19 protein-coding genes and 1 tRNA gene are annotated in these 24,369 nt (G+C 64.5%); 13 read left to right on the top strand and 7 right to left on the bottom strand.

Annotated features, from left to right (window positions below; all coding sequences use genetic code 11):
* Positions 1 to 86: 86 nt before the first annotated feature.
* Complete coding sequence (gene nudC, locus AC1X6S_RS04350; RefSeq protein ID WP_483404558.1) at positions 87 to 1,079, top strand: NAD(+) diphosphatase; 993 nt, start codon at positions 87 to 89, stop codon at positions 1,077 to 1,079.
* Entirely contained in the window at positions 1,076 to 2,824 is a 1,749-nt protein-coding gene (locus tag AC1X6S_RS04345) for an ATP-dependent helicase (RefSeq protein WP_483404557.1), read from the top strand. Before nudC ends, AC1X6S_RS04345 begins: the two co-directional genes overlap by 4 nt.
* A 776-nt stretch (positions 2,825 to 3,600) precedes the next feature.
* Here the strand turns inward: AC1X6S_RS04345 and AC1X6S_RS04340 are convergent.
* The gene (locus tag AC1X6S_RS04340; protein WP_483404556.1) at positions 3,601 to 4,971 is read right to left on the bottom strand and encodes a zinc-dependent metalloprotease; all 1,371 of its coding nucleotides are present in this window, start codon (positions 4,969 to 4,971) and stop codon (positions 3,601 to 3,603) included.
* A 176-nt stretch (positions 4,972 to 5,147) separates the two neighbouring features.
* Here AC1X6S_RS04340 and AC1X6S_RS04335 point away from each other — a divergent pair, with 176 nt between their 5' ends.
* The 3 genes from AC1X6S_RS04335 (at position 5,148) to AC1X6S_RS04325 (ending at position 9,468) form a co-directional block, all read left to right on the top strand.
* Positions 5,148 to 6,242 carry a YlbL family protein gene (locus tag AC1X6S_RS04335; protein WP_483404974.1) on the top strand — a complete coding sequence of 365 codons (1,095 nt, stop codon included), beginning with the start codon at positions 5,148 to 5,150 and terminating at the stop codon, positions 6,240 to 6,242.
* Between the two features lie 84 nt (positions 6,243 to 6,326).
* Positions 6,327 to 9,260, top strand: coding sequence for a UPF0182 family membrane protein (locus tag AC1X6S_RS04330; protein WP_483404555.1), 2,934 nt, complete (start codon positions 6,327 to 6,329; stop codon positions 9,258 to 9,260).
* A gap of 134 nt (positions 9,261 to 9,394) precedes the next feature.
* Positions 9,395 to 9,468 (top strand) — tRNA-Met (locus AC1X6S_RS04325).
* A 600-nt stretch (positions 9,469 to 10,068) separates the two neighbouring features.
* Here the strand turns inward: AC1X6S_RS04325 and AC1X6S_RS04320 are convergent.
* Both AC1X6S_RS04320 and AC1X6S_RS04315 read right to left on the bottom strand, forming a co-directional pair.
* Entirely contained in the window at positions 10,069 to 11,412 is a 1,344-nt protein-coding gene (locus AC1X6S_RS04320) for a M23 family metallopeptidase (RefSeq protein ID WP_483404554.1), read from the bottom strand.
* A 337-nt stretch (positions 11,413 to 11,749) separates the two neighbouring features.
* The gene (locus AC1X6S_RS04315) at positions 11,750 to 12,082 is read right to left on the bottom strand and encodes a DUF7882 family protein (protein ID WP_483404553.1); all 333 of its coding nucleotides are present in this window, start codon (positions 12,080 to 12,082) and stop codon (positions 11,750 to 11,752) included.
* A 75-nt stretch (positions 12,083 to 12,157) separates the two neighbouring features.
* Here AC1X6S_RS04315 and AC1X6S_RS04310 point away from each other — a divergent pair, with 75 nt between their 5' ends.
* Complete coding sequence (locus tag AC1X6S_RS04310) at positions 12,158 to 12,973, top strand: carbon-nitrogen hydrolase family protein (RefSeq protein WP_483404552.1); 816 nt, start codon at positions 12,158 to 12,160, stop codon at positions 12,971 to 12,973.
* A gap of 13 nt (positions 12,974 to 12,986) precedes the next feature.
* Here the strand turns inward: AC1X6S_RS04310 and AC1X6S_RS04305 are convergent, their stop codons facing one another.
* Positions 12,987 to 14,183 (bottom strand): aminotransferase class I/II-fold pyridoxal phosphate-dependent enzyme, encoded by a 1,197-nt coding sequence (locus AC1X6S_RS04305; RefSeq protein ID WP_483404551.1) that lies wholly within the window; start codon positions 14,181 to 14,183, stop codon positions 12,987 to 12,989.
* A 118-nt stretch (positions 14,184 to 14,301) separates the two neighbouring features.
* On the opposite strand from AC1X6S_RS04305, the gene AC1X6S_RS04300 reads away from it, so the two are divergent.
* From AC1X6S_RS04300 to AC1X6S_RS04270, 7 genes are all read left to right on the top strand, one after another.
* A complete protein-coding gene (locus AC1X6S_RS04300; protein WP_483404550.1) occupies positions 14,302 to 14,874 on the top strand; it encodes a hypothetical protein in 573 nt (190 codons plus the stop codon).
* Positions 14,850 to 15,656 carry a hypothetical protein gene (locus AC1X6S_RS04295; RefSeq protein ID WP_483404549.1) on the top strand — a complete coding sequence of 269 codons (807 nt, stop codon included), beginning with the start codon at positions 14,850 to 14,852 and terminating at the stop codon, positions 15,654 to 15,656. Before AC1X6S_RS04300 ends, AC1X6S_RS04295 begins: the two co-directional genes overlap by 25 nt.
* Before the next feature lie 237 nt (positions 15,657 to 15,893).
* A complete protein-coding gene (locus AC1X6S_RS04290; RefSeq protein WP_483404548.1) occupies positions 15,894 to 17,561 on the top strand; it encodes a S1C family serine protease in 1,668 nt (555 codons plus the stop codon).
* Between the two features lie 163 nt (positions 17,562 to 17,724).
* Entirely contained in the window at positions 17,725 to 18,813 is a 1,089-nt protein-coding gene (locus AC1X6S_RS04285) for a glycosyltransferase family 2 protein (RefSeq protein ID WP_483404547.1), read from the top strand.
* On the top strand, positions 18,794 to 19,609 hold the full coding sequence (locus AC1X6S_RS04280; RefSeq protein ID WP_483404546.1) for a CDP-alcohol phosphatidyltransferase family protein: 816 nt from the start codon (positions 18,794 to 18,796) through the stop codon (positions 19,607 to 19,609). Before AC1X6S_RS04285 ends, AC1X6S_RS04280 begins: the two co-directional genes overlap by 20 nt.
* A complete protein-coding gene (locus AC1X6S_RS04275) occupies positions 19,596 to 20,483 on the top strand; it encodes a glycosyltransferase family 2 protein (RefSeq protein ID WP_483404545.1) in 888 nt (295 codons plus the stop codon). The genes AC1X6S_RS04280 and AC1X6S_RS04275 overlap by 14 nt, the downstream gene beginning before the upstream one ends.
* Before the next feature lie 18 nt (positions 20,484 to 20,501).
* Positions 20,502 to 21,836, top strand: coding sequence for a CDP-glycerol glycerophosphotransferase family protein (locus AC1X6S_RS04270; RefSeq protein WP_483404544.1), 1,335 nt, complete (start codon positions 20,502 to 20,504; stop codon positions 21,834 to 21,836).
* A 12-nt stretch (positions 21,837 to 21,848) separates the two neighbouring features.
* On the opposite strand, the gene AC1X6S_RS04265 is transcribed toward AC1X6S_RS04270, so the two are convergent.
* From AC1X6S_RS04265 to AC1X6S_RS04255, 3 genes are all read right to left on the bottom strand, one after another.
* Entirely contained in the window at positions 21,849 to 22,703 is an 855-nt protein-coding gene (locus AC1X6S_RS04265) for a hypothetical protein (RefSeq protein WP_483404543.1), read from the bottom strand.
* A gap of 82 nt (positions 22,704 to 22,785) precedes the next feature.
* Complete coding sequence (locus tag AC1X6S_RS04260; RefSeq protein ID WP_483404542.1) at positions 22,786 to 23,529, bottom strand: ABC transporter ATP-binding protein; 744 nt, start codon at positions 23,527 to 23,529, stop codon at positions 22,786 to 22,788.
* On the bottom strand, positions 23,529 to 24,347 hold the full coding sequence (locus tag AC1X6S_RS04255; RefSeq protein ID WP_483404541.1) for an ABC transporter permease: 819 nt from the start codon (positions 24,345 to 24,347) through the stop codon (positions 23,529 to 23,531). Before AC1X6S_RS04255 ends, AC1X6S_RS04260 begins: the two co-directional genes overlap by 1 nt.
* Positions 24,348 to 24,369: the final 22 nt, after the last annotated feature.

Here is a 24,369-nt window from a genome sequence, read left to right as displayed (position 1 = left end):
AGTTAGATGCGATCTGGCCATGGCATCTAGGTTAGGTCGCTAAACGGGCTGGCAGCCACACGCCACGCCCTTCTGAACCGGAGTGTATGTCGTTGATTCCTGGCGCGCTAGCTAACCTGCCCCTTGCGCCAAGCGCTGTCGACCGCGACGCTGACGCGCGAGAGCTGGCAGAGATCTTCACAGACCTCGCGGCAGACCCGGCAACACGAACGCTCGTTCTGTGGCGTGGCCGCCTGGTTCTCGACGGTGATGCCGTGCGGCTCTCTCCCGCCGACATCGTGACCGGAGAGTCGACGCTCGTCTATCTGGGCAGGACCATCGCCGATTCGCCCTCGGTGTCAGCCGGTACGCGGGTGGTGCTGGTGATCGCCACCGACGACGTTGCACGTGAGATCGAACCGGACGAGGAGAAGTGGGTGACGTTCCGCACGGCCGCCCCGCTGGTCGGCGAGCCGTACTCGAGCCTGGTGACCGAGGCAGCCGCCCTGTCGAACTGGCACCTCAGCTCATCGTTCTGCCCCCGCTGCGGGTCGGCGACCGATCCTGAAAGCGCCGGGTGGGCCCGCCGCTGCGTGTCGTGCAACAACCAGATCTTCCCCCGCACAGACCCCGCCGTTATCGTCCTCGTCCTCGACGACGATGACCGGCTCCTGCTTGGCTCGAACATTCTCTGGCCGGAGGGGCGATACTCGTTGCTCGCGGGGTTCGTCGAAGCGGGTGAGTCGCTTGAACAGGCCGTCGTCCGGGAGATTTTCGAGGAGGCAGGTGTTCGTGTCGACAGCCCGCGGTACCTCGGCTCGCAGGCCTGGCCGTTCCCACGCTCGATCATGCTCGGGTTTTCTGCCCGGGTCGCGCCGGGGCAGAACCCGGCTGGAATCGAACCAGACGGGCTCGAGATCGTCGACCTGCGCTGGTTGAGTCGCGCCGAGCTCCGCGCCGAAGCCGGAACGCTGTTGCTTCCCGGCTCCACCTCCATTGCCCGCGCACTGATCGAGCACTGGCTTACCGCCGACGGTGGGCCCAGCCTCGACGAGGCGGCGAAGAGTACGACTGCGCACGACACGGAGAACTCGCGATGACGGCATCCGTTACCGAACCAGCGGCATTGCTCGCAGGACTCGACGATGACCAGCGAGTCGCGGCGGAGGCCCTCAGGGGACCCGTCTGCATCCTGGCCGGTGCCGGAACGGGAAAGACACGGGCGATCACGCACCGAATCGCCTACGGCGTCGCGACGGGAACCTACGCGGCGAACCGGGTGATGGCACTGACCTTCACCAACCGTGCCGCGGCCGAACTCCGGGGGAGGCTTCGCAACCTTGGCGCCGGTTCAGTGCACGCCCGTACCTTCCACGCTGCGGCGCTCAGCCAGCTCAACTACTTCTGGCCGCACACGGTCGGGGGGACAATGCCTGCCCTCATCAACAGCAAGGGCCGCATGCTCGGTCACGCTGCTGAGCGTCTCCGGCTCAAGCTCGACACGGCCACCCTGCGCGACATTGCCGCGGAGGTCGAGTGGCGCAAGGTGTCCGGTTTGAGCATCGAGCAGTACGCAGCCGCGGGCCGACCGAGCCCGCAGGCGCTCACCGTTGAGCAGGTTGCAGACATGCAGCAGGCGTATGAGGACCTCAAGGATGAGCGCAAACAACTCGACTTCGAGGACGTCCTGCTCGCCTGCGCCGGGATGATCGAAACCGAACCGGCCGTCGCCATGCAGGTGCACGAGCAGTATCGGTTTTTCGTTGTCGACGAGTACCAGGACGTGTCACCGCTCCAGCAACAACTGCTCGACCTCTGGATCGGCAACCGCAACGATGTGTGTGTCGTCGGCGACGCGAGCCAGACCATCTACTCGTTCGCGGGGGCAAAGAGCGATTACCTCCTTGACTTCCCCGCACGGCACGCGGATGCCACTGTCGTGCGCCTCGAACACAACTACCGGTCGACCCCGCAGATCGTCGATACCGCGAACCGGCTGATGCGGGGGAGGACGGGAGCGCTCACCCTGCAGGCCGACCGATCCGGCGAGGCCCAGCCCGCGCCAGAGGTGACGGCGTACCCGCACGACCACGCGGAAGCACGCGCGATCGCGCAGTCGGTGCTCCAGCAGATCGCGTCCGGCGTGAAACCTGAGAACATCGCCATCCTCTATCGGATCAACGTGCAGTCCGCCGCGATCGAAACAGCGCTCGGCGATGTCGGGGTGCCGTACCTGCTGCGGGGGAGCAAACGCTTCTTCGACCTGCCCGAGGTGCGCCAGGCGATCCTGACCCTGCGTGGAGCGTCGGTCTCGGTCACGGGCGAACCGCTGTTCAAGTCGGTGTCCGATGTGCTGCGTTCCCTCGGCTGGACCCAGAAAGCCCCGGAAACCGCCGGAGCCGTGCGTGACAAGTGGGAGTCGCTCAACGCGATCATGGGTCTCGTCGACACGATGCCGCCGGGAACCACGTTCCGCGAATTCACCGATGAACTGCTTGAGCGGCAGGCCGGTCAGCACGAACCGACGGTTTCAGCGGTGACGCTCGCCACCCTGCACTCCGCCAAGGGGCTGGAATGGGATGTCGTTTACCTTCCCGGCCTCAGCGAGGGCCTCGTTCCGATCAGTTACGCCAAGACCTTCGAGCAGATCGACGAGGAACGCCGACTGCTTTACGTGGGGATTACCCGAGCCCGCTCGCGGCTCTTTCTGTCGTGGGGAGAACAGCCCGGTCGTGGCTCGCAGCCACGTGAGCGGTCTCGATTCCTGACAGAGATCGGCATCCGCAATGCGGGTGTTGCCGGTGCCAGGCGCGGCGCCCCGACTGCGAGCGCGCGTCGAAGCTGAGCGTCGCTGACGCGAGGTCGTTCACGCGGCCGTTCAGTCGTGACTCGGTGACTCGAGCGGCGAGCCCGGCAACCACGCTGATGAGTGGTTCGCGTTCGGACGTCGTTGCCTGCCCGAGCAGTTGCGAGGCGATGGCCGGCCAGGCCGGATCTCGCTCGGCTGTGTCCCTGGCGAGACAGTGCAGGCACGGACCGGTTCCCGGTTCCACGAGTGGGCCGACGCGCACCCCGGTGTCTGTGTAGACGACGGCCAGGTGGGGGATGTCGCGGCTCAGCCACCGGACATACCGGCGGGGGTCGATGACGTGATGGGCGATGATGATGGCGAGACCCGGGCTTTGCGAGTCCCCGGAACCCAGCCCGGGAATCCCTGTCGCCGTCAGAAGGGACGCAATCCGCTCGGCGGTCGGTCCAGCGCCTTCCACAATCCAGCTCGCTTCAGTCGGTGGGACGGATTCGGGCACGAGCGCTGGGCCAATCTGGCTGACCAGGCTGGATACCTCGCTCTCCTCGATGCCGAGCCGGACGGCCAGCCTGTCAAGCTCCGAGCGGCTGATACCGGCCATCAGGGCGCCGATCAGCCGTTCGGTCGGTCCGCTGACGTGCTCCAGCGTCACGACGGGAGTCTCTGCACCGATCTGGAGTGACAGCTGGTCGCGCCAGACCAGCGGATATCGCGGGTCGAGTCTGAGCACCATGCACGCCATCATGCCGGAGCCGGTGATAACGCCGGAGAGTTATCCACAGTGCTGCCCGGGTGCGCGTGAGCGCGTCGGGTCAAACGTGCGGCGGGGTCTCGCCGTCCGCAGTGCCGGAGCCGTCTTCCTCGCCCCGCAGGAGGTCCTGGAGCGCCGTGTCGAACTCGTCGGGCTCGGGCGCATCGCCACGCGCGCTGGCCTCGAGTCGCTGGATGAGCGCCGTCGGGTCGTCGATGTCTTCCGCGGAGGGGATGAGGTCGGGGTGAGACCAGAGCGAATCGCGCTGTTCGTTGCCGACGGCATCCGTGATCTTCTGCCACATCGCGGCAGCCTCGCGCAGCCGGCGTGGCCTCAATTCGAGGCCGACGAGGGTTGAGAAGGCGGATTCCGCCGGACCGCCAGTCGCTCGGCGGCGCTTGACGGTTTCCGCGACGGCATCGGACTTGGGGAGGCGGGCTGTGGCAGCGCCTGTGACGACGTCGACCCAGCCCTCCACGAGCGCGAGGATCGTCTCGAGCCTGGCGAGGGTGACCAGCTGGGCCTCGGTCTTCGGCGGGATGAGCGAACCGTCGACCATCGCCTGCCTGAGTTCCTCGGGGTTGGCGGGGTCGAAGCTGTCTGCGAGGCCCTCGAGCCGGTCAGTGTCGATCCGGATGCCGCGAGCGAACTCCGTGATGGAGGTGATGAGGTGCAGGCGCAGCCACCGCGCGTGCCGGAACAGGCGAGCGTGCGCGAGTTCGCGGACGGCCAGGTAGATCTGCACCTGGTCGTCGGGGATGTCGAGGCCCTCACCGAACGCTGAGACGCTCTGGGGGAGCAGCGCGGCCTGGTTGTCGTCGAGGAGAGGGATGCCGATGTCTCCGCCAGACACAACCTCGGTCGAGAGCTGGCCGACGACCTGGCCCAGTTGCATGGCGAAGAGCGCTCCACCGATGCTTCGAAGCAGGCTGCTTGCGCCCTGGACCATTCCCTGCATTTCCTCCGGCGCCTGTTCGCTGAGAACCCGGGTCAGCGCGTCGGAGATGCTGGTTGCGACAGGCTCGGCGAGCTGGGTCCAAACCGGCATCGTTGCCCGAACCCATTCTCCGCGCGTCATGAGCCCTGGAACGTTGGTGAGTTCGGTGATCTGGGTGACGTCATCGAGCCACAGCGCTGCGATGTGGAAGGCCTGGTCGAGCTGTGCCCTCTGCTCAGGTGAGGTGGGCACGGCGCTCGCCGTGGCGATCTGCACCGCCTGGTCTGTCGCCACCTGCCAGTTGATGCCACCATCGGACGCGCCGCGCATGGCGTTCTGCAACTGGGCGAGCATCGCCTGGATGCTCGCTGGATCGGCGGGCAGACCGGCAGCTCCGGCGAGTTGGCTCGGGTCGACTCCGCCCTTTCCCGACAGGAAATCCCGCAGCATGTCGCGGAATTCGTCTTCGGGATTGTTGTCAGGTACGTCGGGCACTGAGGCCACCTTTCAGACATCGTGCGGTTGCTCGATCTACGCTAGTGCGTGAACCTCTGAGTTTCGCGTGGCTTCGGCTTGCCGGTGTCCGCCCGCCGCGAACAGCACGAAAGGCCGCAGTGACCCTCTATCTCCCCTCGACGCCTGAACCGGACGAGCAATACCAGGCGACCGAAATCGAACTCGAACGCCAGGAACGCGCCCAGAAACGGTCGCAGCGGGGCTGGCTGGCACTCGGGCTGTCATTCGTGATCCTGCTCGCGCTCGCGCTCTGGCCGAGCTCGTATGTCATTCAGCAGCCCGGCCCGGTGTTTAACACACTCGGCACCGTGGAGATCGACGACAAGAAAGTGCCGATGATCACGGTCGATGGCGCGGAGACCTTCGAGACGAGCGGAGCTCTCGATATGCTCACCGTTCAGGCGGTCGGCAATCCTGAGCAACGACCGAACTGGTTCGAAATCACCCTCGCGTGGTTCAACCCGAGCAAGACAGTTGTTCCCCTCGAGTCGGTCTTCCCCGTCGGTGAAACCACCGAGGAGCGCGACGCGCAGAACGCAGCGCTGATGGTCGATTCGCAGCAGGACGCTGTTGCCGCTGCGCTCACCGAACTCGGATACGAGTTTCCCGCACAGCTCACCGTCGGTCAGATCGCTGACGGCGCCCCGGCCGAGGGTGCACTCAAGGTGGAGGACGAGATCATGGGCGTCAACGGGGTGCCGGTGACCGACCTCGCCTCGCTCCGGGAGGCCATCGCCGACAACGGCACAGAGCAGGCCGCGACGTTCGACATCGTGCGTGCCGGGGTCCCGATGACGATCTCGATCACACCGACGCCGGCAACTGCGGCCGACGGCACGGAAACCGGCGTCATCGGAATCGCAACCAAAATGGTCTACGACTTCCCGATCGACGTGACAATCCAACTCGATAACGTCGGCGGCCCGAGCGCCGGCATGATGTTCGCGCTGGGAATCGTGGACAAGCTCACCGAGGGTGAACTCAACGGAGGAGCGGATGTCGCTGGCACGGGGACCATCGATGCCCAGGGTGCTGTCGGCGCCATCGGAGGCGTCCGCCAGAAACTGTTCGGGGCGAAAGACGCGGGTGCTGAATACTTCCTTGCGCCAGAGGCCAACTGCAACGAAGTGATCGGTCATGTGCCGGACGGACTGAGCGTCTTCAGCGTCGCGACGCTCGACGACGCCGTCACCGTACTTGAGGCGATCGCCGACGAATCTGGGCTTGAGATGCTCGCTACCTGTGAGTGAGCGGTGACCGCTGGCCCACAGGGTCAGAGCGGCTGATCTCCCCAATAGAATGAAAGTCCGTCCGAGTATTGACAGAGGCCAAAATTGACTTCCGCTACATCCGCAAATTCCACAGCACCGAACAAGACACGAGCACCGCTGGCGATCACGGCGGCTGTAGTCGGCGCCCTCGTGGTGGCGTTCTTCATCTTCGCGGGTCTTTACTCTGATTTCCTGTGGTTCCAGCAGGTTGGCTTCACCAACGTGCTCACCACCCAGTGGTTCGCCTCCGCGATCATGTTCGTCGTCGGCTTCCTGGGCATGGCAGTGCCCGTCTACGTCGCGATCCAGCTCGCCTATCGACTCCGCCCCGTCTACGCGAAGCTCTCGAGCCAGCTCGACCGGTACCAGGAGCTCGTCGAGCCGCTTCGCCGCGCCGCGACCTACGGCATCCCCGCGCTGCTCGGCCTCTTCGCAGGCTTCTCGGCGGCGACCCGCTGGGAGACCGTGTGGATCTGGTTCAACCGCACACCGGCAGGAACCGTTGACCCGCAGTTCGGCCTCGACGTGTCGTTCTACATGTTCGAGCTTCCGTTCTACCGCGGCCTCGTCGGATTTGCATCGGCCGTCATCCTCATCGCGACGCTCCTCACCGTCGCCGTCTGCTACCTCTACGGTTCGATCCACGCGACGGGTCGCGAGTTGCGCATCTCGAAGGCCGCCCGAATCCAGATCGCGGTTCTCGCCGGGCTGTACCTCGCCCTGCAGGCCGTCTCCATCTGGCTCGACCAGTACGCGACGCTCAACCAGACCGGTGACCTCATCACCGGTGCGAACTACACCGACGACAACGCAACGATCCCCGGCCGCGTCATCCTCGCCGGGATCGCCGCGCTGGTCGCCCTCTTCTTCTTTGTCACGGCCTTCATCGGCCGCTGGCGTCTTCCGATCGTCGGAACGGCGCTCCTGCTCGTTGCCGGACTTCTCGTTGGAACCGCATACCCGTGGGTGGTGCAGCGCTTCCAGGTCGACCCGAACGCCAAGAGCCTCGAGCAGCCGTATATTCAGCGCAACATCGACCTCACTCGTGAGGCCTACGACGTCAAGGACGTCGAGGAGATCCCCTTCAACGCGAAGACCGACACGACGGCCGGTGCGCTCCGCGCGGATGCCGAGACAACGGCATCCATTCGTATCATCGACCCCGCGCTCGTCAGCCCGTCGATTTCGCAGCTCGAGCGATTCAAGAACTACTACGCGTTCTCCGAAGACCTCGACGTCGACCGCTACTCCATCAATGGCGAGAGCCAGGACACGGTCATCGCGCTTCGTGAACTGAGGCAGGACGCCGAAGACAACTGGGTCAACAACACGCTCGTGTACACCCACGGTTACGGTCTCGTCGCCGCGTACGGAAACCAGCGCTCCGTCGACGGACAGCCGGTCTTCCTCGAGTCGGGTATCCCGACCACAGGGGCGCTCGGTGACTTCGAGCCGCGGATCTACTTCGGCGAGGCCTCTCCCGAGTACTCGATCGTCGGCGGGCCCAAGGACGCGACCCCCATTGAGCTCGACTACCCGTCAGGTGAAGAGGGAAACTCGGAAACCTACAACACCTTCGACGGTGACGGTGGGCCGAAGCTCGACAGTGTGCTCAACAAGCTGGTCTACGCGCTCAAGTTCCAGTCTGAGCAGATCTTCCTGTCGGATGCCGTCACCAACGAGTCGCAGATCATGTACGACCGTGACCCGTCGACGCGTGTGCAGAAGGTCGCTCCGTACCTGACGCTCGACTCCGACCCGTACCCGAGCGTCGTGGACGGTCGGGTGGTATGGATCGTGGACGGTTACACCACGTCTGATGCTTACCCGTACTCACGGACGGTGGGACTGTCGACGGCGATCGCTGACAGCGAGAACAACGACCAGCGGTTCGCGCTCGACAACATCAACTACATCCGGAACTCCGTCAAGGCAACAGTCGACGCGTATGACGGCTCGGTCACTCTCTACGCCTGGGACACCGAGGACCCGATCCTCAAGACCTGGCAGAAGATCTACCCGTCGTCACTCCAGCCGATCTCCGAGATGAGCGGCGACCTGATGAGTCACGTGCGTTACCCGGCTGACCTGTTCAAGGTCCAGCGGTCGATCCTCGGCCAGTACCACGTGACCGACGCGGGCAAGTTCTACTCCAAGACTGACGCATGGTCGACTCCCGTCGACCCGCAGTCGGAGGCCGCGGAGAACCTTCTCCAGCCGCCGTACTACCTGACCCTGCAGATGCCGGGTCAGGAAGCTCCGACCTTCTCGCTCTACTCCACCTTCGTTCCGCGAGGAACCGGTGACAGCGCGTCGAGCGTCCTGACCGGCTATCTGGCTGTGGACGCTGACGCTGGAGCCGACGACGGAACGATCGGCGACGACTACGGCAAGATGAGGCTGCTGACGCTTCCGAAGGAAGTGACAGTGCCGGGCCCGGGTCAGGTGCAGAACGCGTTCAATACCGATCCCGAGGTCTCCTCGCTCATCAACCTGCTCAAGCAGGGACAGTCGAAGGTCCTCAACGGTAACCTGCTGACCCTTCCTGTCGGAGGCGGCCTGCTCTACGTGCAGCCGGTCTATGTGCAGTCGACCGGTGAAACAAGCTACCCGCTGCTCCAGAAGGTCCTCGTTGCCTTCGGTGATCAGATCGCGTTCGAGAACACTCTCGATGAGGCGCTCGACTCGCTGTTCGGTGGTGACTCCGGTGCAACCGCCGGCGACACGAATACGCCTCCGACCGACGACCCGATCGTTCCTGAACCGGATGCCGGTGGCGAGGCGAGTCCTGACACTGATGCGGGTGACGGCGGTACCGGTGGAACCGAGACCGGTGACCCCGCAACTGACGCCGAAATCAAGGCAGCACTCGAAGAGGCCAGGACCGCAATGGCGGAGCGCGACGCCGCTCTCCAGGCCGGAGACTGGACCGCGTACGGCGAAGCCGACAAGCGGCTCTCTGAGGCTCTGGCGCGGGCGATCACGCTGATCGGCTAGCGAGGCCTGACGTGTGGGGTGATGACCGATAGCGGTCATCACCCCACCTTTAGTTAACGAGAGACGACAGCTCCCGTCCCTGCGGCGCTCGATTCGCGCGGCAGGGAGACCCGTGATAGAGTAATTTCTTGTGCCGCGGGGTGGAGCAGTTCGGTAGCTCGCTGGGCTCATAACCCAGAGGTCGTAGGTTCAAATCCTGCCCCCGCAACAATAAAGGCCCGGAATCGAAAGATTCCGGGCCTTTTGCTTTGCCCTCTGTGCTGTCAGGACGCTGTGTTGTCAGGACGCCGTGTTGGGCTGACGTCGCGTGTTGCGTGAAGCTGTGTGTCGCTTTGGCGCTGTACGCCGGCGTGGCTCGTTGTGGGCGCCCGGGCGCCGCGGGTGCGTGTGTCGGTCAGGCAGGCAGGGGGTGCGGGGCCACGCGGGGGAGTGCCAGCGGAAAATCTGCGCAGCGCCTCGGGCGCGAGGAATGCCGTGAGGCCGACAGGGATCGACGCACCGCCCTGCGGGTGGCCCGGCCCGTTTTCAGGGTCCTGGTGCGGCGCTGAAGGACGGGGTCCGACCGTCGTCGGTCGGACTCGTATGCCTGGACAGCGGCATCCGGGCGAATCGGGCGTCCCCACGATTCGGCATCGGTGGTCGGTCTGTCCTGCGTCCCATTGAGTGGGGGAGAGACAGACAGGGTGTCACGGCGAAAGTAGCGTACCGCGATGGCATGCCTGACGGTGCGCCAGACGGCGTACCCGAATGGCGTGCTGAAGCTTTGTGCCCGAAGGGCACGCCTCAGCGACGCGCCTCAGCGGTGTGCTTAGACGACGACGCCCTTTTCGCGGAGGAACGGAGCCGGGTTCGTGTGCTCACCGTCGATGTTCACCTTGAGGTCAAGGTGGCATCCGCTGACAACGCCCGTCGCTCCAACCTCAGCGATGACGTCACCACCGGCAACCGTGTCACCGACCGCGACGGAGTAGGAACCGCTTAACAGGTGACCGTAGATGGTTTCGGTACCGTCGCCGTGATCGATGATGACGCGGTTGCCGTAGGCACCAGCATTGCCGACGAAAGTCACGCGACCGGCGGCGGTCGCTTTGATCGGTGTTCCGCAGGCGCCGGCGAAGTCCATTCCTTCGTGGAAGGAGTTGGAGCATCCGACGCTGTTGCAAATGAGGCCGCGCGGGCCGTACTTCGACGTGATCACTCCGGGAAGCGGACGCCACCAGCCGCTCGCAGAAGGAGCGAGGTACGCGGCAAGCGCCGTCGCGTTATCGAAGATGTACGTGCTTGACGCGTAGGCGGCGTCGAGTTCTTCTTCGCTCGTAGCGGAGTACCCGTCACGCTCGAGTTCTGCGAGGGTGACGTCGCCGCTCACCGTGAGGGACTGGCCCTTCACCGCGCTGCTCATGATCTGCTCGTTGGCGTCAGCAACAGCACCGTCGGAGGGGGCGAACGCGTATGCGGGAAGAGCAACCGTGGCGAGAAGACCCGGAATCGCGAGAGCCACGATGCTCGTCGAGCGCAACGAGCTCCAGCGGCTCTTGCGTTCGGCGGGAAGCAGGCTTTCTGTGTCGCGCGTGACCGAAGCGGCCGCGACAGTTGCGTTGATGGCCGCATCAGCGGACAGCCGGCGCGCCGTCGCGCGGGGAGCGTGCGCGGACGTTGGTGGTGCGATGAAAGCTGCGGCGAGGAAGGCCGAGGTGTCGTTGGCCAGCACGGGAGGCTGGATGCGCTGTTCCGCCTGTGCCTCCTGACTGGTCGCTGCGCCAGCGGTTACGCTTTCTGCCGAATCCGCCCAGGCCGGCGTCGGCAGAACGATTTCGTCGATTTCAACGGGCTGCGCTTCGGCATCAGGTGCAACGGCGGGTGGGAAGACCGTAGTGGACTCGGCCGTGGTGGACGCTTCGGCGCGGTCGATGGTCGGCACAGCCGTGCGGTTGCGGCGGCGGCGAAGAAGGGGCGCCTCTTCGGCGTGCGCGAGCGAGGTGGCGACAGCTTGCTCGGCAAGGAGCGTTGCTTCTGCCTGAAGCGCTGCCTGCATCCTGCGGCTGCGACGGCTGGGGAGCTGCTCACCTGCGGTGACGGGAGGGGACTGCTGCTCGGTGCCTCGAGGGGTCGACTGGACGTTCGAAGGCTGGGGGGCAGCAGTATTCGCCAAAGTGTTTTTCTCCGGGCCTCAGGAACAATTACGGGTGATTGCGTCGTCATTCAACGTAGATCGGGTTTATCCAGACGAGGAGACGATGTGAGGCGCCTCGCGTGGAATCCTTTGGCGCTGAAGAGGCCGGTGGACATCCCAAGGTTACGCTAAATCACTGGGCATTGCATCTTAAATGCCAGATTTATAACAGGTTTATAACGTGAATAATTAGCAAATAAAACGTATTCGACACGAAAAGCAGCAAGAACGTGTACGGGATCGGCGAATCGCGCAACGAATCGTGCGACGAACGAAGGTCGGACTCAGGGAAACTGAATCAGGCGTCCAGCTCGGCTTAACTGCCGTTTGCGCGCACCGGCGGCATCTTGTCTGCCTCTGCCTCGCTCACGAGGTGCAAGCCGCGTGGCCCGAAGGATGAATCAGCGAGGACCTCGAGCCAATGACGGTTGAGCTGCGGAGGCTTGCTGCCTACGAACCTGAACTGGAGAGGGATAGCGGGGGAGACCCAAACCGAAACGCGGCCGGATCCGTCTTCGGGACGGTGCTCCCAGCTGACAAAGAAGCCCTCCTGACGGCGGAGCTTTGAGCCGATAACGATTTTGAGGTGAGCAAGGGCGCGGTCATCGATTTCATATTCCGTGCCATCGCCGTAGACGAGGTATCCCATGGGATCATTCTGCACGACAGGGCAGGCATTGTCCGCATCCGGGACGATTCGGTTCTCGGTGTCTATGCTGGGCGCATGACCGAGCACGCTCCGATAGGTATTGCCGTTGCCCAGTTCAGCCCCGGTGCTGATGTGGACGCAAATCTCCTGGACATCCGGGTGCTCGCCGAGCGCGCCGCGGAGCGCGGGGCCGACGTCGTCGTGTTCCCGGAGTATTCCAGTGCTTTCATCAACCCCCTGGGCCCCGAGCTTGTCGCGCGGGCGGAGCCCCTCGACGGGGTGTTCGTCGAGACGCTGGCCGGTGTCGCGCAGGACCTCGGAATTCACCTGGTCGCGGGCATGGTGGAGCGCACGGGTGACGCCAGCCGATTCTCCAACACGGTTATCGCGGTCTCCCCGCAGTCCGAACTCGTCGCCAGTTACCGCAAACAACACCTCTACGACGCTTTTGGGCAGACCGAGAGTGACTACGTTGTCGCCGGTGATCTGTCGGATCCCGAGACGTTCACCGTCGGCGGTCTCCGAGTGGGAATCCAAACCTGTTATGACATCCGATTCCCGGAAGTGACCCGGCGCATTGTTGACGCCGGGGCAGACGTCGTGCTGGTTCCCGCTGAGTGGGTACGCGGACCGCTCAAAGAGCACCACTGGAAGACACTCATTACCGCGAGAGCGATCGAGAACACCGTGTACGTCGCTGGTGCAGACCACACGCCCCCCATCGGCGTCGGCAACAGCATGATCGTCGATCCCGCCGGCATTCAGGTCGCTGGCATCGGCGTGGAGACCGATGTTGCCGTGGCTTTCGCGTCGGCGACCCGTGTTGCAGACGTCCGTGAGTCCAATCCCGCTCTTGAATTGCGGCGGTTCCGCGTCGTCCCTCGCACCTGAGCGGAACCGACGGTCAGCGGCCGAGCCGAGCCAGTTGGGCTGCGGCCCGTTCGAGCACGTCGACCTTCTTGCAAAAGGCGAATCTCACGAGCGACGCATAGTCGGCGAGGTGCTCCCCGCTCACGAACGCCGCGAGTGGAACAGCGACAACACCGGCGAGGTCAGGGAGGCGGCGACAGAATTCCGTTGCATCCTCGAATCCCAGCTCGGCGGCATCCGCGACGATGAAGTACGAGCCGTCGGGCTTCGACAGTGCGAATCCGGCCGCATCGAGACCGGATGCCAGGAGGTCGCGCTTGTATCGGAGGCCGTCGGCGACCGCGGCGAAGTAGTCATCGCCCAGCCGGAGTCCCGCCGCTATGGCCGGTTGGAACGGCGCGCCGTTCACATAGGTGAGGAACTGCTTGACGGTCGTAATCGCGGTGATGAGGGCCGCTGGCCCGACTGCCCAGCCGATTTTCCACCCGGTTGTATTGAAGGTCTTACCGCCGGAGGAAATCGTGATCGTCCGGTCCCACGCCCCGGGCAGGCTGGCGACGGGCACGTGCTCGACGCCGAAGGTGAGGTGTTCGTAGACCTCGTCGGTGACCAGTATCGCGTCGTGCTGGTGCGCGAGCTCCACGAGAAGCTCGAGCGTCTCGCGGGAGAGCACTGAGCCAGTTGGGTTGTGGGGATTGTTGATGAGGATGATCCGCGTCCGGTCGGTGACCGCCCGGCGCAATTCCTCATGGTCTGGCTGAAAGTCAGGCCAGCGCAACTGCACCGTGGTGTGCCTTGCGCGCCCGAGCGCGATGAGGCCGCCGTACGCGTCATAGAAGGGCTCGAACGTGAGAACTTCGTCGCCGGCATCGGTGAGGGCGAGGATCGTTGATGCCAGTGCCTCGGTGGCGCCCGCGGTGACGAGAACGTCGGTGTCAGGGTCGGAGGGGATGCCGTAGAAACGCTGCTGATGCTCAGAGATCGCCGCGCGGAGCTCGGATGTGCCACGGCCGGGCGGGTACTGGTTCATTCCGTCGCTGATCGCGCGGTGTGCTGCATCGAGGACCTCACGCGGACCGTCCTCATCCGGGAATCCCTGCCCCAGATTGATGGCGCCGGTTGAGGAAGCGAGGGCGCTCATTTCAGCGAAAATGGTCGCGGCAATCGAGCCGTCTGGCCGGAGCAGTCCGGCGCCTTCCGCTGTCCGCTGCCAGGAGCCGTGCACAGTCATCCGTATCCTTTCGCGAGTCGACATTCGTTGTCACTCGCCTTCCTAGGCTATCCGGCCGCAGACCAGAGCCTGTGGATAACTCCCACAGGATCAGGTCGATTTGCTCTACCGTGACTGCATGGAACGCGGCGGGCGACACCGGATGCCGATGCTCGTGCGCGCGGTCGCTGCCGGTGTCGTGGTTGTGAGTGCGGCGGTGCCCCTCGTTGCCTGTGCCCAGCCAGCACCACAGCCCACCCCCACTCCGACCGCGATCTTCGCGAGTGAGGAAGAGGCGCTCGCCGCTGCGACTGACACTTACGCGAAATACTCGGCGGCGTTCGACCAGACCAATTCGATTGGCGGCGGTGACGTTTCCGCCTTGGCGCCGTACGTGACGGGGGCGCATCTAGAGGATCTAGGTGTACCTGGGATGCTTGAAGAGAATGGTTGGCGCACCACAGGGATCTCTACCTTTACTGCTGTCGGGATCGATGGTCTGGAACAGGACCTCGAACATGCCGAAGTGATATTGAACCTGTGTCGTGACGTCTCGCAGGTGAGAATCATTTCAGCTGACGGCGCGGACGTAACCCCCGAAGAGCGCTCGGATGTCGTCCCCCTCGCAGTCACGCTGACATCAGCGACCGAAGATCCGAGGAAACTACTTGTCTCGAAGGTCGAATCATGGGATATAGACGTTACCTGCTGACCGCGCTGGTACTCGCGACCGCGGGCGGTTTCATTTCTATAGGCGGGCCCGCGAATGCCGCTGCGTGCGATGTTACCGACCGGCTAAATGGATTCTGCACCGGCGGCAGCCTGGAGAATGGCGAAGCCATCATCCGGGGCGACCAGGACAGCGGCGGTGGGGGAGGTGGCGGCGGAAACGGTGGCGGCGATGATACCGATGGCCGCGCGGATGACAACGGTAACGCGGATGGATCCGACGGCCCGGGAGGGATCGACCGCAGCGTGCAGTGTGTCTCGGGCGAGCTGTGTCTCCCCGACGTCGTGACCATCAGCGACCTCGCTCGGTTCCGTCCCGCAGCTCCTGCACTCACGATGGAGCCTGACGGCTGGCTCCTGATCGGCCTTCCCGCCAATTTCATCGCCGATACGAATCGCCACATCCAACCGGGTGTGCTCTTCGACGTTCCGATTGAGGTTCGGTTCACACCAGTGAGTTATTCCTGGTCGTGGGGAGACGGTTCTCGTTCGCGAACAAGTGTGCCCGGTTCGACGTGGGCCGAGCTCGGACTGCCGGAGTTTTCGCCGACGGCCACGAGTCACGTCTTTGCTGACACCGGCGTTTACGCCGTCATGGTCACGGTGGCGTTCGCCGTGGAGTACCGGGTGGCGGGAGCGTCGTGGATAGGGATTGATGGCACGCTGTCATCGCCTGCGGTCACCATCGCGGCGCTCGCGGGCGATGCCAAGACCGTCCTCGTGGACAAAGAGTGCAACAGGAACCCCGCCGGCCCCGGCTGCTGACGACTGCGAGGACATCCGGACCCGTCGGGTCCTCGACAGCTCGGACCCTCGACAGGACGAAGGTCCCGGGCCCGATTAGGGCAGAGTAGGTAGTCTCTGGGTATGTGAGATCCCGCTCCGTGGCAGTTCTTCGCGGGCTTTGATGTCCCAGCCCACCCATGGCCCGCTCACAGGCAGCGTGAATGAAACGCACAGCTCCGACCGGGATGCTGATTGTGCTTTGGAAGGAGCGCCACCATGACCGACCACTCTCAGGACTCGAGTCCAGACGGAGACCAGCAGCGTCCCTCTGCGCAGAACCCCGATGCCGCTAGCCGGGCGCACGAGGGCACGACCCCCGCCCCGCGCCTGCCACAGCCGGCAGCCGGGCAGGGATCGACCGACGGCGGATCGATCGGGCAGAATCCTGACCGGGCAACGCCGCCTGAGGGTTCTCCCACCGCGGCCGCCGCTCACGATTTCGGTGCATCGCCCACGCAATACCCGGGCCACGACCGCACCTCGCCCCAGAATGCCACGGCGCCAACGGGGGCACAGCACCCCACCGGCAACCAGTACCCGGGCTCTTCAACCGGAAACGGTTATGACGGCACGTCGCACTTCGCTGGCAACGCGTATCCGACACAGGCCGATCCCGCGAGCGCCGCTTACGGCCCGAACGGTTACGCGCCGGGCTCGCACCCGCAACCGCCTGCTCCTCGCGAAAAGCGTCGGTCGAACGTGGGCCTCCTGGTTGCCGGTCTCGCGGTTGGAGCGCTTGTTGGTGGTGCTGCCGGTGCGGGTACGTCGGCCCTGATCATGTCCAACCAGTCGGGCACGGTCAGTCCAAACGCGACGGGGTCCGAGAACATCACCATCAATGACACATCAGATGTCTCGCTGGTGTCGGCCATCGCGGCCAAGGCGTCCCCGAGCGTTGTCACACTTTCCGTCGAGGGCAGCCAGAGCGCGGGGAGCGGCTCAGGAATCATCCTGAGCGAGGACGGTTACGTTCTCACCAACAACCACGTCGTCACTCTCGACGGGCAGCTCAGCGACCCGGCGATCCAGGTGACCAGCAACGACGGCAAGCTCTACGACGCAACGGTCGTCGGCACGGATCCCGCGTACGACCTCGCTGTCATTCAGCTCGAGGACGTGTCCGGGCTGACCCCGATCGAATTCGCCGACTCGAACAAGCTCAACGTCGGTGACCTTGCTGTTGCAATTGGCGCGCCGCTCGGTCTCGCTGGCTCGGTCACTGACGGGATCATCAGCGCCCTGAACCGAAGCATTACCGTTGCCTCGTCCGCTGTTCCTGAAGAGGGCTCCAACGGCGACGACACCGAACAGGACCCGTACGACGTGTGGGGCTTCGACATCCCGGGCCAGACGCCAGAGTCGGCCCCCAGCGAGCAGGCGGTTATCTCCCTTTCGGTCATTCAGACGGATGCCGCGATCAACCCGGGTAACTCCGGTGGTGCGCTCGTAGATGCTGAGGCGAAGCTCATCGGTGTCAATGTCGCCATCGCAACCGCAGGCTCCGATTCGAGCCAGGGCGGCAGCATCGGTGTCGGGTTCGCCATCCCCTCGAACGTCGCGAAGCGCGTCGCGGAGGAGATCATCGAAGACGGTGAAGCGACACACGGGCTTCTCGGTGCCACCGTCGGAGATGCGGCCAGTGCCGAAGGCAGCCCGGTCGTCGGCGCATTGATCAACGAAGTGACTCCCGGTGGCGCCGCCGAAGAGGCAGGCCTCGCGTCGGGAGACATTGTGACGAACTTCAACGGGTATCCGATCACCGGGGCCACCGACCTGACCGCACAGGTCCGGGCGCTCGCGGCCGGCGACGAAGCCGAGGTCACGTATGTGCGCAACGGCGACACAAGGACGGCAACAGTCACCCTCGGGCAACTGGTCCTCTAGGCCGAGAACGAATCACCCAGCCGACGACGAACCAGGCGCCCGGGAGCTTCTGCTCACGGGCGCCTGGTCTGTGGCGTCGCGCTGTTACCGGGCGTGTGTCTCGCAGGAGACCCCCAAAGCCTCACTGGTAGGCTCGAGCCGACCAATTCAGCGAGTGGAGACCATGACTGAGAACTCATCAGTTGGCGGAACCGCCGAACTCGTCGGTGTTTCATACGTCATGCCGGTTCTCAACGATGTCACCCACGTCACGGCAGCGGTTACCAGTCTGCTCCAGCAGGACTACCAGGGGCCGTTCGAGATTGCCATTGCTGTCGGCCCGAGTATCGACGGCACCAACGAGCTTGTCGATGAGCTTTCCCGCGCAGATCCCCGGATCCGCGTAATTCCGAATCCCGCCGGGTCGACTCCCGCCGGCCTGAACATCGCCATCCGCGCGACCACGTACCCCGTGGTCGTCAGGGTGGACGCCCACTCGGTGCTTCCTCCCGACTATGCCCGACTCGCCGTAGAGGCGATAGCGCGCACCGGGGCCGACAACGTCGGCGGCATCATGGACGCCCGGGGGACGACCCCATTCGAGCGTGCTGTCGCGCGTGCGTACGGCAGCAAGGTCGGACTGGGCGGGACGCCCCACCATGTCGGCGGAGCCGAAGGGCCCGCCGACACGGTGTACCTCGGCGTATTCCGTCGGGAGCCCCTGGAACGCGTGGGCATGTTCGACGAACGTATCAAGCGTGGCCAGGACTGGGAGCTCAATCGCCGCCTCCGACAAGCGGGAGGCGTCGTCTGGTTCACCCCCGACCTCAGGGTCACCTATCGGCCCCGGCCGCGACTGTCGGCACTTGCCCGGCAATTCTTCTCGACGGGCATGTGGCGCGGCGAACTCACGCGGCGGTTCCCGAGCAAGAACACGCTGCGCTACTTCGCGCCGCCCGTCATGGTTCTTGGCGTGGGCATCGGCATCGTGCTGGGAGTCATCGGACTGGTGCAGGTGGCGATGGGCGGTTCCGCCATTCTCACGCTGGGCTGGGCGATCCCCGCCCTCTATCTCCTCCTCGTCATTGGCGCGACGGTTACCGTGGCCAGACGCGACGGCGTGAGAACGCAGCTGTGGTTTCTCGTAGTGTTGCCCTGTATTCATTTCTGCTGGGGAGTCGGCTTCGTGCTCGGCTTCCTCTCGCTGGCGAGCAACATCTCAGCGTTGAAGAACGAAAGAACCGGAGGTTCGAGTGTCGGAAGCGTCGGCTGAACGCCCCCTCAAACCACGCTCGATTTCGGAACTGCGGGACGTCGCCCAGCCGCCCGAGGTACGTGGGCGGCGCAACGCGGAGCACTGGACGGCATCGCTCTACCTGCGCGATATCTCGCCTTACCTGACCTGGCTGCTGCTCAGGACGCGGATTTCTGCGAACGGGGTCACCGGCCTCATGATTCTCACCGGGTGGAGTGTCGCGGGCGCCCTGCTCATCCCCGGGATCTGGGGTGCGCTTCTCGGGCTGCTCCTCGGCCAGCTGCAGATGCTCGTGGACTGCAGCGATGGCGAGGTCGCCCGGTGGCGTCGTACATCTTCTCCGGCAGGGGCCTTTCTCGACGCCGTCGGTCACTATTCAACAGAGTCGCTCATTCCGCTGGCACTGGCTATCCGCGCCGCCGGATACCCGTTCGACGCTCCCGCGGATTACCTGTACACGACGCTCGGAGCGTTGCTCGCGCTCGTCATCGTGCTCAACAAGGCCCTCAACGACATGGTCAGGGTCGCCCGGGCGAACTACGGCGCGGCGAAGCTCACGTATACCGAAAGTGAATCAGCACCGAGCGGGGGAGCGCTCGCGGTCGCCCGCAAGATCGCGAAGTTCCTGCCGTTCCACCGGATCTTCCACTCGGTCGAGCTCACCATGGTGATCTTCGCGGCTGCCGTTGTCGGCCTGTTCGTCGGTGAGGTCGTCGCCATGCGCTGGGTGCTGGTGATTCTGCTCAGTGTGGGTCTCGTCACACTGTTCGGGCACTTCGTCGCGATCATGTCGTCGAAGCGTGTCCGTGCCTGACGCGGCGAACCGGCCGACCGTCGGTGTCGTGATCCTCACTCAGGGGACGCGTCCCGACGACCTGGCCCGCGGCATCCGCAGCGTCGAGGCGCAGCAGGAAGTCGATCTCGACATCGTTGTCGTCGGGAACGGCTGGCAGCCGACAGGGCTGCCCGACGGTGTGCGAGGCCTCGGCCTCGCCGAGAACCTCGGTATTCCCGCCGGCCGCAACCGGGGTGCTGCCGCGGTCAGCGGCGACTACATCTTCTTCCTCGATGACGACGCCTCGATTCCGGATGCCGGTTTCCTTGCCGCGTGCATCGACCTCGTGAAACAGCAGCCCGACATCGGGCTGGTGCAGCCGCGGCTCGACGATCCCACCGGCATCCCGTCGCCCCGACGGTGGATTCCGCGCATTCGCAAAGGCGACCCGCGGCATCCGAGCAATATCTTCTCCTGCCTTGAGGCCGCTGTATTCCTGCCGCGGCCGGTCTTCGACGCCGCTGGGGGCTGGGCTGACGAGTTCTTCTACGCTCATGAGGGCATCGAGCTGGCCTGGCGGGTGTGGGACCAGGGAAAACGTGCCTGGTATGCCGGCGACCTCGAGGCGAACCACCCGGTGGTCGAACCTACGCGCCACACCGAGTACTACCGGCTGAACGCTCGAAACAGGGTGTGGCTGGCGCGGCGTAACCTGCCGCTCGTGCTCGTCCCGGTCTACGTGGCGACCTGGACCGGCATCCAGCTGCTGCGCTGGTGGAAGAAGCCCGCTGCGTTGAAAGCGTGGTTTGGCGGCTGGCGTGAGGGCTGGCGCGCATACCCGGGTGAGCGGCGCCCTTTGCGGTGGCGCACGGTTGTGCGGATGACCCGCGCTGGACGGCCGCCAGTCATCTAGTTGGGTACCCTTGAAGGCATGGGTGTACTCGGCGACGCGCGCAAAGCCGTCAAGATGGGCAGGAACCTTCTGGCCAATAGACGTGCCAGGGGTGAACTGTCGCAGCGGCTCGCGAAGCTGCCTCCGCTTCAGCCAGGCAGGTACAAGATTGCCGTCTATTTCGCCGACGGCGAGGTCAACATGTACCAGATCCGCCAGTGGTACAAACCGCTCGAGGAACTGGCTCGTACCTGGCCCGTCGTCGTGCTGAGCAGGGGAGCAACAGCGGCCACGAAGCTCTTCGAGGAGTCGCCGCTGCCCGTCGCTTACGTTCGGACCGTTGCCTCCCTCGAGCAGACGCTCGCGGAACAGGACATCCGCATCGTGTTCTACGTCAACCAGAACACCAAGAACTTCCAGATGTTCCGTTACGGACAGCGCTGGCACGTTTTCATCAACCACGGTGAGAGCGACAAGATGTACATGACCACGAACCAGTTCAAAGCGTATGACTACAGCTTTGTCGCCGGTGATGCTGCGCTTCGACGCCTTGAGAAGGTGCTCTGGGACTACGACTTCGACAAGCGCGCGATCAAGATCGGCCGCCCACAGGCCGATCACTACTCCGGCGAGCTCCCGTACACCCCCGACGAACGCACAGTGGTGCTCTACGCACCGACGTGGGAAGGGGACCGTCGGTCGGCTGCCTATGGGTCGATCGCCAGCCACGGGGTCGCTCTGGTCCGCGCGCTCCTGGCGACGGGCAACCACCGTGTCATCTACCGACCGCACCCGCGAAGCGGCGTCGTCGAGCATTCGTACGGTGCCGCCAACCGCGAGATCATCGGTATGCTCGCCGCGGCGAACGCTTCTGACCCGACGGCCGGGCACGTACACGACACGGGCTCTGAGCTCGGCTGGCAGCTGGCTTCGGCCGATGTCGCCATCGTCGACATCTCGGCAATGGTCTACGACAGGCTGGCCAGTGGCAAGCCGCTCATGATCACACGCCCGGTCGACCCGGAAGCGAAGATCGACCTCGGCGGCTATCTCTCAGCGTGCGAGTGGCTGGACGCCGGTGAAGCCCCGAACATTGTCCAGCACACCGACAGGCTGCTCCATGATCCGGATGCCGTCGGTCGGCTCGCGGAGTGGGTCGAGAGATACTTCGGAGATACAACCCCGGGGGCAGCGACCGCCCGCTTCCACGCGGCAGTGCAGACCCTTATGGAGCGGTGGGACTACTTCGCCGCCCTTCATGCATCGGACGAAGAGCAGCAGATTTCCGCGCCTCCGGCTCCGGTATCCGCGACCAGGGCGGAACAGAGCGAGGTCCCAGCGGAGGGAACGGGCGAGGACGACGACGAGGGGTGAGGCCAGCGACGGTCAGTCGGGCCGTTCGGCCGAGCGGCTGGCCTTCGGCTGACGCGACCGCGTCGGCATCCGCTCGCGCAGCGCTCGAACCGTTGTTGACACACGTCCTGGCCCGTGCCTGGCTTCGAGCTCGAGCGGCAGCACAAGCGGGGCAGGCCCGAAAGCGCTTCTCGACGCCTCAATCACCTGTTTGCCCGCGAGGTGGTTTCCGATGCCGCCGATGGCCGCACCAATCCCGAACGGCATCGCCTTGCCGACCAGCGAAGAACCCTGATTCCGTGCGAAGTGCTTCAGGAAGCGTCGTTTCAATTCGTCTGCGACGGGGCCCATAACGGCCTGTGGAACGTTCGAGGCGACCAGCTGACCCCAGTACTTCGTGCGCGGCGGCCCACCTCTCAGCGCCTGCCCGGTGAACTGCTTGACGAGGTCGGTGCCCGACTTGCCGAGCATGAGCGTCATCACCAGCGCGCGGGAGCGCACCGGGTCGTCCAGAGCGATTCCGTGCACCTCGGCGATCGACTGGGCGAAGAGGGCTGTGGTTTCGAGGAACCCGACGGTTTCAGCGCCGGAGAGCGCGATCGTGATTCCGGTGCCGAATCCTGGCACCATTGCCGTGGCGCCGACGGCCGCGCCCCCGGACGTAATGGCCGCCAGGTACCGCTTTTCGAGAACGCGGATGAGTTGCTCCGGAGTGGCTCCAGGGTACTGGCGGCGGACAGCACGAACGTGCGCAACGACCACTGGTCGTTGTACGGACAGGGTCTTGTCGATGCCGCGCAGCCAGAGCGGCCCCCTGGCGGGATCCATCGGTGTCGGTGCGGTGAAAGCGTCGTCGACGATCCGGACCCGTTCAGACTGTGTACTCATGGAACCCCCAAATGACGCGTGGCACAGGACTTCAAGCTTAGGTTCGTACGCTGGGAGACTGTCGGGCTTGACGACGGGCTCGTCAGCTGTGGTACTGGGCGTTATACCTGTCGAGGACCTCGTTGATCGGGCCGTCGAGAATCAGCTTGCCCTTGTCGAGGTAAAGGCCGCGGGTGCAGAAGCGCCGCAGATCCTTCTCGTTGTGGGACACGAAGAAGAGCGTGCGCCCACCGGCGAGCAGTTCTTCAATGCGCCGGTAACACTTCTCCCTGAACCCGCGGTCACCGACAGCCAGGACCTCGTCGACCAGAATGATCGGTTCTTCGAGCATGGAGATGACGCTGAATGCGATCCGAACCTTCATCCCGCTCGACAGGTGTTTGTAGGGGGTGTCGATGAAGTCGCTGATCTCGGCAAACTCGATGATGTCGTCGAATCGCGCTTCGATCTCACGCTTGGTCATACCGTGCAGACCGGCGGTGAGAAAGACGTTGTCGCGAACAGTGAGGTCGTTGACGAAGCCTCCCGTGATCTCGATGAGAGGAGCGACGCCGCCCGACACCCTGACCTGGCCTTCGTCGGGGAGGACGACTCCGGCGACGAGCTTCAGCAGTGTGGATTTGCCCTGGCCGTTTCGGCCGACCACGCCGATCGCCTCGCCCGGCATGACGTCGAAACTCACATTGCGGAACGCCCAGAATTCGCCCGGGCGCGATCGTCGCGTGTTACCTGAGAACAGATCCTTGAAATTACGGCGACCACCGCGATTGCGGCGGAATCGGATGCCGGCGTCGACGACGCTGATGACTGGGGCTTCTCCCGGCATCACAGCTCCTTCAGGACAGTGCGCTCGGAGCGCTTGAATACCCACAGACCGACGAGCAGGAAGAGGACGCTCATAATTGCGGAGACAACCACCGGGTACCAGTCGAGTTGCTGGGGGAAGAACGCGGAGCGATACAACGAGAAGATGCCTCCGAGCGGGTTGAACGCGGCGAACGGCTGCAGTTCGGCGGGGAGGTCTCCGAAGCCGTAGACAATTGGCGATGCGTAGAAAAGGAAGCGGAGGACGAGCTTTACGGCCCGCTCCAGATCCCTGAAGAACACGACCAGTGGGGCGACGATCAGGCAGACGCCCACGGTGAGGGTGGCCTGGATCAGAATCGCGAGCGGGAACAAGAGTACGTCCCAGCTGAGTGCGGCCCCCGTGAAGAACGCGAACGCTGCGAGGACGGGTAGAGCGGCGACGTACTCGATCCCTTTGGACAGCACGAGCCGGTTTACCCAGATGGTGCGGGGAATCGACGTGGAGCGCACGAGTTTCGCCTCACGGATGAAGGCCCGGGTGCTGTCTGAGACGGCGCCGTTGAACCACATCCAGGGGAGGAGCCCGGCAAGGAGGAAGACGATGTACGGGTCTTCACCCACCGATCCACCCCGGCCGAATACCACCACAAAAACGAAGTAGTAAATGAACGCCATGACCAGCGGGTCGAGGATGGACCACACGTAGCCGAGAGCGCTCGTCGAGTAACGCACGCGGAGATCCCGCTTCGTGAGAAGCCAGAGGGCGTTGCGGTATCGGGTGAGGTACGACCGCTGTGTGCGGTGCGCGCCGGGATCAAAACTCACAGGCACAAACATATCCGCAAACGAAGACCGGCAC

The sequence above is a fragment of the Mycetocola sp. Y442 genome (genome assembly GCF_056898615.1).
The sequence above is the reverse complement of the archived record's forward strand: the minus strand, read 5'-3'. Positions and strand labels throughout refer to the sequence as shown.

Excerpts from the sequence above, each read along its gene's own strand:
- nudC (WP_483404558.1), top strand. The coding sequence starts at position 87 with ATGTCGTTGATTCCTGGCGCGCTAGCTAACCTGCCCCTTGCGCCAAGC.
- AC1X6S_RS04345 (WP_483404557.1), top strand. The coding sequence starts at position 1,076 with ATGACGGCATCCGTTACCGAACCAGCGGCATTGCTCGCAGGACTCGAC.
- AC1X6S_RS04315 (WP_483404553.1), bottom strand. The coding sequence starts at position 12,082 with ATGGGATACCTCGTCTACGGCGATGGCACGGAATATGAAATCGATGAC.
- AC1X6S_RS04310 (WP_483404552.1), top strand. The coding sequence starts at position 12,158 with ATGACCGAGCACGCTCCGATAGGTATTGCCGTTGCCCAGTTCAGCCCC.
- AC1X6S_RS04305 (WP_483404551.1), bottom strand. The coding sequence starts at position 14,183 with ATGACTGTGCACGGCTCCTGGCAGCGGACAGCGGAAGGCGCCGGACTG.
- AC1X6S_RS04300 (WP_483404550.1), top strand. The coding sequence starts at position 14,302 with ATGGAACGCGGCGGGCGACACCGGATGCCGATGCTCGTGCGCGCGGTC.
- AC1X6S_RS04295 (WP_483404549.1), top strand. The coding sequence starts at position 14,850 with ATGGGATATAGACGTTACCTGCTGACCGCGCTGGTACTCGCGACCGCG.
- AC1X6S_RS04290 (WP_483404548.1), top strand. The coding sequence starts at position 15,894 with ATGACCGACCACTCTCAGGACTCGAGTCCAGACGGAGACCAGCAGCGT.
- AC1X6S_RS04285 (WP_483404547.1), top strand. The coding sequence starts at position 17,725 with ATGACTGAGAACTCATCAGTTGGCGGAACCGCCGAACTCGTCGGTGTT.
- AC1X6S_RS04270 (WP_483404544.1), top strand. The coding sequence starts at position 20,502 with ATGGGTGTACTCGGCGACGCGCGCAAAGCCGTCAAGATGGGCAGGAAC.
- AC1X6S_RS04265 (WP_483404543.1), bottom strand. The coding sequence starts at position 22,703 with ATGAGTACACAGTCTGAACGGGTCCGGATCGTCGACGACGCTTTCACC.
- AC1X6S_RS04260 (WP_483404542.1), bottom strand. The coding sequence starts at position 23,529 with ATGCCGGGAGAAGCCCCAGTCATCAGCGTCGTCGACGCCGGCATCCGA.
- AC1X6S_RS04255 (WP_483404541.1), bottom strand. The coding sequence starts at position 24,347 with ATGTTTGTGCCTGTGAGTTTTGATCCCGGCGCGCACCGCACACAGCGG.